This window comes from Thalassospira sp. GB04J01 (assembly GCF_000751115.1).
GTDB lineage: Bacteria > Pseudomonadota > Alphaproteobacteria > Rhodospirillales > Thalassospiraceae > Thalassospira > Thalassospira lucentensis.
This window is the reverse complement of sequence record NZ_CCDX020000015.1, coordinates 172494-185117: the sequence shown is the minus strand read 5'-3', so window position 1 is coordinate 185117 and position 12624 is coordinate 172494. Positions and strand designations below refer to the sequence as shown.

Annotated in this window: 10 protein-coding genes and 3 tRNA genes; 1 reads left to right on the top strand and 12 read right to left on the bottom strand. The window is 52.9% G+C overall.

All coding sequences use genetic code 11. From position 1 onward, the window contains the following. Positions 1 to 6: 6 nt before the first annotated feature. The 7 genes from AMM48_RS16625 to AMM48_RS16595 form a co-directional block, all read right to left on the bottom strand. Positions 7 to 82: transfer RNA gene (locus AMM48_RS16625), tRNA-Glu, on the bottom strand. Positions 83 to 120: 38 nt separating this feature from the next. Further along, positions 121 to 196, bottom strand: a tRNA-Glu gene (locus AMM48_RS16620). A 31-nt stretch (positions 197 to 227) separates the two neighbouring features. Beyond that, positions 228 to 303, bottom strand: a tRNA-Glu gene (locus AMM48_RS16615). A gap of 233 nt (positions 304 to 536) precedes the next feature. Beyond that, on the bottom strand, positions 537 to 1793 hold the full coding sequence (locus tag AMM48_RS16610) for an MFS transporter (protein ID WP_102784952.1): 1257 nt from the start codon (positions 1791 to 1793) through the stop codon (positions 537 to 539). A 76-nt stretch (positions 1794 to 1869) separates the two neighbouring features. Then, entirely contained in the window at positions 1870 to 2682 is an 813-nt protein-coding gene (locus AMM48_RS16605; protein WP_146030421.1) for an ABC transporter substrate-binding protein, read from the bottom strand. Positions 2683 to 2884: 202 nt separating this feature from the next. Continuing rightward, positions 2885 to 4681, bottom strand: a complete 1797-nt coding sequence (recJ, locus tag AMM48_RS16600) for a single-stranded-DNA-specific exonuclease RecJ (protein WP_102784950.1) — start codon at positions 4679 to 4681, stop codon at positions 2885 to 2887. A gap of 111 nt (positions 4682 to 4792) precedes the next feature. After that, the gene (locus tag AMM48_RS16595; RefSeq protein ID WP_102784949.1) at positions 4793 to 5329 is read right to left on the bottom strand and encodes a peroxiredoxin; all 537 of its coding nucleotides are present in this window, start codon (positions 5327 to 5329) and stop codon (positions 4793 to 4795) included. A 225-nt stretch (positions 5330 to 5554) separates the two neighbouring features. Between AMM48_RS16595 and AMM48_RS16590 the strand changes: the two genes are divergently transcribed. Continuing rightward, positions 5555 to 5863: a hypothetical protein gene (locus AMM48_RS16590; RefSeq protein ID WP_244271268.1), complete on the top strand. Its 309-nt coding sequence runs from the start codon at positions 5555 to 5557 to the stop codon at positions 5861 to 5863. Between the two features lie 134 nt (positions 5864 to 5997). Here the strand turns inward: AMM48_RS16590 and AMM48_RS16585 are convergent, their stop codons facing one another. From AMM48_RS16585 to AMM48_RS16565, 5 genes are all read right to left on the bottom strand, one after another. Next, the gene (locus AMM48_RS16585) at positions 5998 to 6888 is read right to left on the bottom strand and encodes a hypothetical protein (protein ID WP_102784948.1); all 891 of its coding nucleotides are present in this window, start codon (positions 6886 to 6888) and stop codon (positions 5998 to 6000) included. Beyond that, positions 6863 to 8389 carry an MBOAT family O-acyltransferase gene (locus AMM48_RS16580; RefSeq protein WP_146030420.1) on the bottom strand — a complete coding sequence of 509 codons (1527 nt, stop codon included), beginning with the start codon at positions 8387 to 8389 and terminating at the stop codon, positions 6863 to 6865. Before AMM48_RS16580 ends, AMM48_RS16585 begins: the two co-directional genes overlap by 26 nt. 139 nt (positions 8390 to 8528) lie before the next feature. Further along, positions 8529 to 9821: an Hsp70 family protein gene (locus AMM48_RS16575; RefSeq protein WP_102784946.1), complete on the bottom strand. Its 1293-nt coding sequence runs from the start codon at positions 9819 to 9821 to the stop codon at positions 8529 to 8531. A 144-nt stretch (positions 9822 to 9965) separates the two neighbouring features. Then, positions 9966 to 10925 (bottom strand): class II fructose-bisphosphatase, encoded by a 960-nt coding sequence (glpX, locus tag AMM48_RS16570; RefSeq protein ID WP_102784945.1) that lies wholly within the window; start codon positions 10923 to 10925, stop codon positions 9966 to 9968. 279 nt (positions 10926 to 11204) lie between these two features. Further along, positions 11205 to 12509 carry a homoserine dehydrogenase gene (locus AMM48_RS16565; RefSeq protein ID WP_102784944.1) on the bottom strand — a complete coding sequence of 435 codons (1305 nt, stop codon included), beginning with the start codon at positions 12507 to 12509 and terminating at the stop codon, positions 11205 to 11207. Positions 12510 to 12624 lie beyond the last annotated feature (115 nt).

The window sequence follows — 12624 nt, the reverse complement described above, 5'->3', positions numbered from 1 at the left end:
GAAAAGTGGCGTCCCCTAGGGGATTCGAACCCCTGTTGCCGCCGTGAAAGGGCAGTGTCCTAGGCCTCTAGACGAAGGGGACGCAGATCGCAAAGCGATTTTATGTGGACTGTGTTTCGGTGGCGTCCCCTAGGGGATTCGAACCCCTGTTGCCGCCGTGAAAGGGCAGTGTCCTAGGCCTCTAGACGAAGGGGACACGGTCACCAAAAACAGTCTGTGTTAACGAGTGGCGTCCCCTAGGGGATTCGAACCCCTGTTGCCGCCGTGAAAGGGCAGTGTCCTAGGCCTCTAGACGAAGGGGACGCAGCGCGTTAACGAGGCCGGTTTTTAGCGATTGGGTCGGGTAAGGTCAAGCGGCTTTTTCGCCCCTGTGACGTTTTTTTTAATCCCCCACCCAAAATAGGGCCATAACCGGCCAAATCCCGGAAAAACCAAGCCTCCTTGTTTAACCAGGTGGTTTATTTCACGTTTCGTCCTTCCACATAAGGATGAAAGCATGTTGCGACAACCCGAGCCGATGGTCGAACGGTTCCAGATTATCCCTTTTTACGCCGCGCGCCGAACCAGAAACTGATCCCCGCCACGCCAAGTCCTACTCCAAGGAAAACAAACATCGCGCGATAGCCATCGGGCGATCCGGCTTCATACTGACCTATGATCAATCCGGCAATGCCTTGCAACACAAACAGCCCGGCAAAAGTTGCAAGGTTGATCGTCGTCAGGGCCCGGCCGATCTGATGTTCCGCAACAGCCTCACGCGAGGCCGCGTAGTTAAGCGTCGCACTGCTGCCAAGGAACCCATGCAGCAACAGCAACACCGCGGCCACACCAACCCCCACAGGGCCCAGAAACGCCTGTAACAAACAGGCCGCCGCTCCGACCAGCACCGCAAAGACAATCAAGCCATGCGTCTTGCCCACCCACTTGCGTGATAATTGCCCATAGGTCGGCGGCCCAAGGATCATACCCACCGTCATGATCAGCAGGATATTTCCAACGCCGACCGGCCCGAGATCAAACACATCATGCAAATAAGGTCCGCCCCAAAGCCCACGCACCGTCAGGATCGTCGGATAGCTGAAAAACGCCACCCCGCACAAAAGCCAGACCTGTCGATTTTTCCAGACCGAAACCATCCCGCGTAGGGCCTCTATAACGGTTTCGCCCTTCTGGTCGGCCTTGACCCGGCCCGGCGGCGTATCGCGCACAAACAGGAAGTCAAGAATCACGGCAAAAACGCTCAATCCCGCCAACCCGTAATAAACCATGCGCCAGCCATGGCTTTCGACCAAGGCGGCCAATGGTGTTGCCGATGCCAGAACCCCCAGCAAACTAAACGACACAATCAAACCCGATGTTGCCGCAAACTTTTCGGGTGCCACCCAGCGGGCGGCCAGAACAAGGGCAGACATAAATGCCGCCGAGCACCCCAGTCCAATCACCGCCTGCCCGATCATCAATCCGACGACGCTTTGCGCATTGGCAAAAATCAAAACGCCAACCACCGTCGCCAACATTAGGCAGCCGTTGGTCAACCGTGGGCCATAACGGTCCAGCATCACGCCAACCGGAATTTGCATCAGGGCAAAGGCAAAATGGAAACTACCGGAAATCAGGCCAAGCTGTTCTGGCGAAACCATAAGCTCCGCGCGCAGCGGTTCGGCGAGAAGCGCCTGAGCGGATCTGAAAAACTGACTGAGTGAAAATGCCAGAAGGATCGGGATCAAAACCGTCAAAAAAGCTTTGAGACTGTGAGAAGAAGATGAGGATGGCGTCGTGGGGTGCTTTGTCATGATGCGTCTGGCATAATCCCATCTTGAGATTACGGCAAGTCTTTGCCGCACAGGGCAAATATGCGTTGTTTATTCTTTACTGCCCGACGGACAGATCACCTTCAAGCAGCGGATGCTGACCGTCCATCACGCCGTGTTTTGCCATGATACGACCAAACTCCCCGTTTTCGACAATATGATCATAGGCCGACTGCCAAACCTGCAGGGCAGATGCCGATATTTTTTTTGAAAAAGCCAGATAAAGATCACCACGGCCAAAGCTATAGACCAATTCAAGGTCTTCTCGCGTAAGCGCTGTTTTGTTCAGCTGCTCAAAAAGTTCAATGTCCGAGGAAACCAGAAGATCAATCCGGCCCGCTGCAAGCATCTGGATGCTACTGCCCTGATTGTAGATCGGCTCAAGATTCTCAAAACCATATGTGCGCAATGCCTGCTCATGCGCACCGCCCGCCTGCACGCCAATTGCTTCAACATGGCGCAACCCCTCAATCGAGCGCAAAGGTGGAATTCGCCCCACCAATTGGTACATCCCGACACTGGCCTTAACAATCGGGCCAACCCAGGCATACTGTTCTTCACGCTGCGCGGTGCGCGTCATGGAAAATCCACCAAGCTCCGCCTCATCCTCAAGACGCAGAAGTACGCGCTTCCACGGCAGAACCTCTATTTCCTTATGATAACCGATGGCCAAGGCCATGGCCTGCACTACATCGGCACCAACCCCGCGCAATTGACCTGAGTCGATAAAATTATACGGTGGATATTCTTCGGTGACGAGTGTGACGTTCCGCGCTTTTTGCAAATCGGACGGGTCCAAACCATCAAGCGGCCCCGCCTGAACAATGGTTCCCGTCACCATCACAACCGCAGCAGTCAGCAAAACCCTCAACAAGCACCCGCAACATCGACGCAAAACAGGGTTATTGCGGCAAAGTCGGCTTGTCTGAAGGTCCTGAGCTTCGCCAGAAAGGATCAACAAGGATACTCGCTTCTAATGCTATTTCAGCACATATGAGCCACGAATTTCACGCAACATGACGATTTATCCTCTTAATATATCAGGGTTTTGCGCCCCCACCAAGACATCACGATCACACCGGCAGGGACACATCATCAATCATCAACTGAACGCCTTCGCGCCCTTGCCAGCTATCACGACGCAAATGACCAAGAATATGCAATGGACGCCCACCATGCCTGATAAGCGTCTGGCCCATATCATTATCAAGGCACCGAAATGCGATGGCCTTAAGCCGCCCCTTGCCGTTCGATCCGGTGAGGATACAGCGCACATGATCAGCCCCGACCACATCGGCCTTGATCACCCGGCAATCGACAAAGACAAACCGGGGCTCGGCATTGCCTGCCCCAAACGGCCCCAGATTTTCAAGCGCCTCAACCAAATCAAACGTCGCGCCTGCGGCATGAAGCGCACCATCAACCGTGATGGTCGGGCGAATATCATTTTCGGCAATGATCTTGGCAAAGCGTTCTTCAAGGAATGCTTCAAACGCATCGCGTTTTTCGGGATCAAGCGTAAAGCCCGCCGCCATGCCATGCCCGCCGCCATTGATCAGAAGCCCGGACTGGCGTGCGGCAATGATTGCCGCCCCAAGGTCAATGCCGCGCACAGATCGTGCTGATCCCTTATAGACCCCGTCAACCATCCCCATCACCAAGGATGGCACGTGATACCGGTCCTTAAGCCTGCTTGCGACAATGCCTATCACGCCAGGATGCCAGTCCTCACCACCGACCAGCACCATCGAGCCGACTTTTGATTTGCCTTCGGCGGCACTAATTGCCTGATCAAGGACGATATCCTCAATCGCTTTGCGCTCACGGTTATATTCATCAAGCCTGCGCGCGATATCCTGCGCCTCAGCGGGATTCTCCCCCGAAAGCAGGGTTGTGCCAAGGAAACTCTCGCCAACGCGCCCACCAGCGTTTACACGCGGCCCCAGAACAAACCCAAGGTGATAGGCACTTGGCGTTTCATTCACCCCAGCAATATCGGCCAATGCCGTCATGCCGACATTGGATCGATGACGCATGACCTTGATCCCCTGTGTGACAAAGGCACGGTTCAACCCACGCAGCGGCACAACATCACACACCGTGCCCAACGCCACCAGATCAAGCCAGTTACGCAAATCCGGCGCACGCAGTCCGGCTTTTTCGAGCCAGCCGCGACTGCGCACTTCGCGCAAAATCGCGACACACAGTAAAAACGCCACACCTGCCGCACACAGATTACCAAGACCGCTTTCGTCATCCAGTCGATTGGGGTTCACCACCGCGACCGCAGGCGGCAATTCCGGTTCTGCCGCGTGGTGATCGACCACAATGATCTCGATCCCGGCATCCTTGGCTTCTTGCAGCGGGGCATAGGCAGTCACCCCGCAATCCACGGTTAAGATCAGGTTGGCACCGTTGCGCTGCAATTCCAGCAACGCCGGGGCATTCGGTCCATAGCCCTCTTTCATGCGGTCGGGAATATGGACAGGCACATCGGCGCCAAGAGCGCGGAAAAACCGTTTTAAAAGCGCAGTGCTGGTCGCACCATCAACGTCATAATCACCAAAAACGGCAAGTTTTTCACCCGCCTCAATCGCATCGGCAATGCGCGATACCGCCTTGTCCATATCCTTTAACGAGGACGGATCAGGCATCAAATCACGCAATGTCGGGGTCAGGAAACTTTCGGCATCATCCAAGCCGATGCCGCGCGATGCCATCACCCGCCCGACAATTTCGGGCACCCCGAACCGCTGGGCAATGGTAATGCCAAGTCGCTCATCCAGATCGCGCTCCCGCCACCATTTACCGGTCGCGGATCGTTCGATCCCCATAAAAGTCTTTTCAAACGCATGATCTGTCATGCCCATGAAATAGCGCAATCTTGGGTCAGCTTAAACTGGATAATTTTTCGGCTCATGCAGTTCGGCCCGAACAATGGCGGAATCAGCCAACCATGATAACCGCCCGTGCGTCAAAGATCAGGCCCGCGGATTGTCCCGACACCATTTCAAAACGTTGTCGGCATCCTGTGCAGGTTCCGAAACCGGATAGAACACCTTGGTAATTTTGCCATCGTCCAGAACCATCGTCAGACGCTTGAACAGCCGCATACCTTCGACCTCAAAGTCGGGCATTGCCATAGCCTCCTTAAACCGATGATCGGCATCCGACAACAACGCAAACGGCAAATGAAGACGCTCGCCCGCTTCTTGCTGGTGTTGCGTGCTTTGGCTTGAAAGCCCAAACAGGTTGGTGACACCAACACCAGCCAGTTCTTTGGCGTGATCGCGGAACGAGCAGGATTGCGGCGTGCAACCCTTGGCCCCGGGAATTTGATCCCACCCGGCGGGAGATGGTGTTCCCGGTTCGGCGGTCCGTGGATAGGCATAGACAACCGTGCGCCCGGAAAGAACAGACAAATCAACCGGCTGCCCGTCTGTTGCCGGTAAGGGAAGTGCGGGCACGATTTGCCCGGTTAGCCGTTCAATGACATGAGTGTCACTTTCCATACTCATCGGTCGTTCTCCCTGATCTCAAACGCGGACCTTCGCATGCCGTTGCCGACCGTGTCCGTTACATTGGCAAATAGATGTGGTCGAACCACCTGAAAAGAAAGGGCGATTGCGCATGGTGAAAAACATCACCTACACCACAACGCATTGCACACAGCCAAAAGGTATGCAAACTGGTGCGACAACAATAGCAAAGAAAACAATCAAAACACGAAACGGATACGCGAAATGACCCACAAAAAAGGCCTTCGGATCACCTTGACGATCATCTCCATCCTCGGCGCGCTTCTGTCGCTGCCGATGGTGATGATGTTTGATGCACCGAGATCGGAAAATAATCCGATTACCCAACTGATGTTTTACAGCCTCTTGGCCTTCCCGGCCCTGTGTCTTATGGGCGGTATTCTGCCATGGGTGTTAAAACGCCATCCGCTCTCGATCTGGCTTTATGCGTTAAGCGGCTTGGCTGTTGGCCTATTTTTCGCCGCTGTGGTGCTTTTGCAAATCCAATGTGGCGGGGATTTTTCGTGTTCATAAAAATCATAAAATTTATCTAAAGGTTACAGAAGAAACTGCAAAAATTTCTTCATTTTCTGCAGTCGACGCAGATCAATGGGTCACGGTTAGAAATAATGCTGGCTAAATCTCCGCTCTCAACGAATTCGCTTCGCCTACTGTATATCGCATCTCTCCTTCACAAAGGCAGTGACTTCCCCTCTGGCAGAGGGCGGCACATGATCGGGGTCATCAAAGATTTCATTTGGCAGAATTTCGGATAAGTCTACGAAATGCACATTTAAGTTTGATGACACCGCTTTAAAGAAGTTTTGCGCATTCTCAAACCCATCCAACTTCTGAGTAGCGAGAAGGTAGTCATGTGATACTGGATATCTTACTAGGCAAACAGCCAGCCCATGCGATTTCAATACCTGCACCATTTTTCTGTATTGATCCGCCGCATCAAGATCAAAAATGTTTGGTACGGGCGTATGCAACTGCACCCTTATTGCAATGGTTCGGTTCCAACTATCGGCCTCCTTGTCTTGTTCAGTTCGTTCATTTTCCCCGACAAAAAAATGTATTGGTTTTTGCACCAACGTCCAAAAGATCATTTCCAGGTATTGGCGGTAACTAGGGTTGAGAATAAACAAACTAACCGAAGGATCTGACCGCAAAGCATCAATCCTGTTTTCTTGTTTTGCTGACAGGCGGTAGAACGAGAAAATTTGTGGATCAGCTGGCAGTATTACCCCTTGTAAACCGCCCCTCTGCAGCCTTAACGATACTTTATCCGAAATGGTTTCAAGGTTGTCAGACGCTTTTCCAAGATTGTCCAACCATGCAACAGAGAGCAAACCGCCCTCTACATGCGAATCTCCAAAAGCAACCCAAGGAGCCGTACCATGGAGGAAACGCTCACGATATTGCTGATCGCCAGCGCTGCCTGATGCCTGATTACGAAGGAACAACTCCAGCCCGAAAAGAATAAAGGCAAGTACTAGGAGCCCCCCCACGAGAACAATCACCAAGTAACGATCAGAATTGAAAGTAGATGAACTCACCAGCTTTTCCCTGCAAACCCAACATCCAAAGATAGGCGCCTAAAACCGCGACGACACATCCCGATGCAATGGAAGGCTTCCAACACATCCAGATGGGAACGGGTTTCGCCCGTTTTTCCAGCACCACGTCATATCGTCCCATGATCTGCTGCGTATTGGGTAGAACCCAGACAAATACCAGCAACATTCCCAGAGACATTAATTGTGTCAACCCGCCGTAGACAGTAAGGGCAGAGAACATAACACCAAGGCTTTCAAGCGCGTGCGCAGCAGCACTCGGCAGCAGTGCTTCATAGTGAACCGGCAGAATAATGCCATTCAGCCCAATCATCCCTTTCAGAACCAACACCGACGCATCCCAAGTTTCCGCACGAAATGGAATCCAAGCAAAAACTACCGCGACAAACGTTATAAGAAACCCAACAAGTTTTGGAAGTATAATAAGTTTCTGCGATCCCCACAGATGGTTTATCAGCAAATACGTGCCGTGCAATCCGCCCCAAAGAACGAATTGCCAGTTGGCACCATGCCAAAGCCCCGCCAAAAGCATCACAATCATAAGATTGACATGTCGGCGCATCTGACCTTTACGATTTCCACCAAGGGGGATGTAAAGATAGTCTCGCAGGAAACTCGACAACGTAATGTGCCATCGCCGCCAGAATTCAATGATCGAAGTCGCCTTGTAGGGAGAATTGAAATTCTCAGGAAGACGGATGCCCAACATTTTCGACAATCCAATCGCCATATCGGAATAGGACGAAAAATCAAAATAAATCAGCAGGGTAAAGGAGATGGCGCCAACCCAGCTGTCAACCAGACTTGGAGCAACACCATTTGCTGCACCATTAAAAACTGCGTCAGACCAGTAGACAACAATATCAGCAAGAACCAGCTTCTTGAAGAGACCGATCACAAAGATCGTAAACCCTACCGATAGATTTTCAGTAGCGTTAGTCATCTTCTGTGAAAACTGACTAATCAGACTTCGATGATGAACCAATGGCCCCGCAATCAGATGCGGAAAGAAAGTAACGAAAAGAAAATAGGGGGCAAATTTGTCACGAACAGTCTCACCCTTTGCAGCATCAACAATGTATGCAATTTGTAAAAAAGTGAAAAACGATATCCCTAGAGGAAGCTCTAACTGAAGGACAACAGGTTTGGCTGAAAAAGCATCCCCGATAATATCGGCAAAGAACCCCAAATACTTAAACACAACAAGTACCAGCAGGTTTGCCGCCACTCCCAAGAAAAGGAATGCCTTTTTCCGAGAGGCGTCCCGAGATTTAACGAGGAAATTACCCAAAAAATAGTTAGATACGATTGACATAACCAAAAGCGGCACAAAAACCGGGTTCCACCAACCATAGAAAACAAGGGATGCTGCACATAGAAAGTATATGAAAAGGGACTTATCGTCTTTACGCCCGGCCCAAATCGCAATCGCCATAGTTACGGGCATGAACACGTATAAAAACGCCAGTTCATGAAATAGCAAAGTCTCCCCCCCCCCCCTCAAATCACAAGAGCATCTAGTTCACACCAAACCTGCCGTGAGTGTCTTCTAGTTCGAACTTCAAATGTCTAAAATGGCTTAAAGCACAGTTTCGTCCACGTCCATAAATTCGATCACCTTTTCAAACAATCCCCTCATCCGCTGCTATCAGCGCCAAGCCATGGGCGACCGACAGGAACGGCTGGCCGATTTCGATGCGGTCCTTGCCAAAGCCGTCTTCAAACATTTCGCGCACTGCTGGAACATAGGATGTGCCGCCAGTCATAAAGACCTTGGACACGTCACCGGCTTTTAAGCCTGCCTGATCAAGGCAGTGTTTGGCTGCGACCTCAATCTCGGCCATGTCAGGCGCAATCGCAGCCTCGAAATCAGCCCGCGTCAGGCGTTCTTCAATCTCCACCCCACCGTGGGAAAATTGCAGTAAGGCGCTGTCGTTATCAGACAGTTCTGCCTTGGCTTTCGACACGGTTTGATAAAGATGGAAACCCATTTCTTCTTCAATGATCGCCACCAGATCCTCGATATCATCGGGCTTGGTCGCCGAGCGGATCAGACTTTTGATTTCATTGATGGTTTTGGGCTGGTTCATCATGGCAAGTTCGTGCCAGCGTGAAAATGCGGTGTAATACTGGCGCGGCACGGGCAGCGTCGCCCCCATTGATTTATAGTCAGAACCAAAACCAAGGCGCGGCCAGACGGCCTTTTGGATGATGCGGTAATCAAACCGGTCGCCCGCAACGCCAAGGCCGGTATGGGCCAATGGTTGCACGCCGCGCATACCAAGACCGGGCGTAAAGCGGATCAGCGAAAAGTCACTGGTCCCGCCGCCAAAGTCGGCAACCAGAACGGTTTCGGCTTTTTCAAGTTCCCGCCCGTAATAATAGGACGCGGCCAAGGGTTCAAACACCATGGCTTCAACGTCAAACCCGGCCTGCTCATAGGCACTGCGCAGGCGCATTTCGGCAAAATCATTGTCCGGGTTACTCCCGGCAAAGGCCACCGGACGCCCGGAAATCACCCGCTGTCCCAACCAGCCAAGGCTGTGCTGTGCAAAATGATGGATCTGGGTCAGGAACGTCGCGATCAAATCTTCGATCGAATAGGTCGTGCCAAAGATATCCGTGCCGTCAAAATCCTTGGATGCAAGGTATGACTTCATCGACTGGATCAGGCGGCAATCGTGGCTTTCGCGCAGATATTCTGCAATCGCAAACGGGCCGGACCGGCTTTGCATATGGGTCGGTGCGCCTGGCGCGGTCAGTTCCTGTTCTTCCCAGAAATACAGGATGGTGCGGTAGGTATCAAAACTGTTGGCACCCACTTCGAACTTTGCCGATTGCACATTGCCCGCACTGTCGGCCACCGCCAAAACGGAATTGGTCGTTCCAAAATCAAGCGCAATAATTTCCGACATTTGGCGGGCTCCGGCGTTTTTTATGTTTTAAAGGGGCGCAGGATGTAACCCAGACCGCCCTGCCCTGCAAGCGATTAGAATACTGGTATAACGACAAAAGGGAGTGCGCGGCACTCCCTTTTGACCATTGCGAAAATATGGCGCTTATTTGTACCAGACTTTCCGGCTGAAATCGTGAACCGCGCGAACATAACGCACGGTGCCTGACTGGCTGCGCATCACGATGCTTTCGGTTTCCGCACCATTGGCAAAACGGCGCACACCGCGCAACATTGCACCATCGGTAACGCCCGTGGCGGCAAACATCACATTGCCCTTGGCAAGTTCGCCAAGCTTGTATTTGCGGTTAAGGTCTTCGATACCCCATTTTTTCGCCCGCGCAATTTCGTCATCATTGCGAAAAACAAGACGCCCCTGGAACTGACCGCCGATACAACGAAGGGCGGCTGCGGCAAGAACGCCTTCTGGCGCGCCACCGGTCCCCATATAAAGATCAATGCCCGATGTTTTCTGCGAGGTCGCAATTACACCGGCGACATCCCCGTCACCAATCAACATGATGCGTGCACCTGCTTCGCGGGTTTTGGCAATGATGTCCTGATGGCGCGGACGATCCAGAATACAAACCACAAGATCAGCAACCGCACAGCCCTTGGCCGCTGCAAGGTTTTTCAGGTTTTCGGCCGGGCTGGCATCAAGATCAACAACATCGTCTGGCAAACCACCACCAACGGCGATTTTTTCCATATAGGTGTCAGGCGCGTTCAAAAAGCCGCCCTTTTCCGCCATGGCAACAACCGCCAAAGAGTTCGGCCCGCCGGTCGCACAGATGGTCGTGCCCTCAAGCGGATCAAGCGCGATGTCGATTTCCGGGCCTTCGCCCGACCCGACTTCTTCGCCAATGAACAGCATCGGGGCTTCGTCGCGTTCACCTTCACCGATGACGACCGTGCCTCTGATGTCCATGCTGTTAAGCGCATTACGCATCGCATCAACAGCCGCCTGATCAGCAGCCTTTTCATCGCCACGTCCCATCAGGCCAGAGCACGCCAGTGCTGCGGCCTCGGTAACCCGGACGGTTTCAAGCGCGAGATTTCGATCCATTTTGTCTTCCTTGTTTCGTGGTGCAGGGTCTGGGGGCCCTGTCTCGTTGTTGTCTTGCTTTATTTTTCTTGTCTTTTCCGCATTTCCCCACCGACCGGGGGCCTAACTGTAAAAACCTACAGTGGCGCGAAACCTTGATCGAAATATGTCTTTCTACAGGTTTTCTATGACAGTTGCCTCAAGCCCCGCGAACCTGCGTGATCATACCAGTCAAACTGACTGCTGCAACAACGCCCCGCATCTTGACAGGTGCGAGGCGTTTATATCTTGTTTGTTTTATTAAGATGCGAAACTTTCAATCCGCATCAGAACCGGCGGCTGCGAATTGCTTTCAAACGCTGCGATATCTTCGACCGCCCCCGACATTGCGGCTTCGGTTGTCTCATGCGCAACAATCACGACGGGCACAACACCACCTTCGGTTTCAGCCCGGCCATGCTGGATCATGGAGGCCATCGAAACACCGTGCTGGGCAAGGGTCGCGGTCACCTTTGCCATAACCCCGGGACGATCCCAGACCATCAGGCGCAGGTAATAGGCACCAACATGCTTTTCGAGTGACGCACGCACGTTCTTCTTAAGCCGTTCTGCCGGAACACCAAATACCGGTGCGGTGCGGCCCGCTGCGATATCGACAATATCGGCAACAACGGCGGATGCGGTCGGGCGTTCACCCGCCCCGCGTCCCTGCAGGACAACCGGGCCAACGTAATCGCCTTCAAGCGCGACGGCATTAAACACGCCTTCGACCTTGGAAATCTGTGTTGAACGGTCCACCATTACGGGCGATACGCGCTGCTCAATGCCTTCTGGCGTCTGCTTGGCAATCCCAAGAAGCTTGATGCGGTATCCAAGTTCTTCGGCCAGCTGAATATCAAGCGCCGAAACACTGCGAATGCCTTCAACCGCCACCGCATCGAAATCAACCTCAACCCCGAAGGCGAGGCTGGCCAAAATCGCCAACTTGTGCGCGGCATCAATACCATCAACGTCAAAGGTCGGATCAGACTCGGCATAACCAAGTTTTTGCGCCTCGGCCAGAACGTCGGCAAAATCACGGCCCTGCTCACGCATGGTGGTCAGGATGAAGTTACAGGTCCCGTTCAGGATGCCGGTGACACGCGAAATGGCATTCCCTGCCAAACCTTCGCGAAGCGCCTTGACCACCGGGATACCGCCGGCAACCGCTGCTTCATAGGCAATGGTGACTTTGTTGGCATCGGCAATCTGGGCCAGCTCAGCACCCTTAAGCGCGATTAGCGCCTTATTGGCGGTGACAACATGCTTGCCGTTTTCAAGGGCGGCCTTGCATACGTCATAGGCAATGCCGTCTGATCCACCGATCAGTTCGACCAGAATGTCGACGTCCTTGTCAGCCGCCAAATCACGGGCATCTTCATACCATGTCAGACCGTCAGTTGAAAAACCACGATCGCGAGTTCGATCACGCGCCGATACCGCTGTAACAACAATCTGGCGACCCGAACGGTCGGTCAGAATGTCGCGATGTTCACTCAGCAGTTTAACGGTTCCGGCACCGACCGTACCGAGGCCTGCCACACCGATTTTAACGACGTCTTTCACGATAACTCCTAAGCCCGTGGTTTAATCCGCAAGGACACAAACCGCATCATTTCATGCGTCCTGCATCCTGACAAAGTAACGCCCGGGACATGTCCCGGGCGAAACACAGAATGCT

Excerpts from the sequence above, each read along its gene's own strand:
- AMM48_RS16610 (WP_102784952.1), bottom strand. The coding sequence starts at position 1,793 with ATGACAAAGCACCCCACGACGCCATCCTCATCTTCTTCTCACAGTCTC.
- recJ (WP_102784950.1), bottom strand. The coding sequence starts at position 4,681 with ATGGGCATGACAGATCATGCGTTTGAAAAGACTTTTATGGGGATCGAA.
- AMM48_RS16595 (WP_102784949.1), bottom strand. The coding sequence starts at position 5,329 with ATGAGTATGGAAAGTGACACTCATGTCATTGAACGGCTAACCGGGCAA.
- AMM48_RS16590 (WP_244271268.1), top strand. The coding sequence starts at position 5,555 with ATGACCCACAAAAAAGGCCTTCGGATCACCTTGACGATCATCTCCATC.
- AMM48_RS16575 (WP_102784946.1), bottom strand. The coding sequence starts at position 9,821 with ATGTCGGAAATTATTGCGCTTGATTTTGGAACGACCAATTCCGTTTTG.
- glpX (WP_102784945.1), bottom strand. The coding sequence starts at position 10,925 with ATGGATCGAAATCTCGCGCTTGAAACCGTCCGGGTTACCGAGGCCGCA.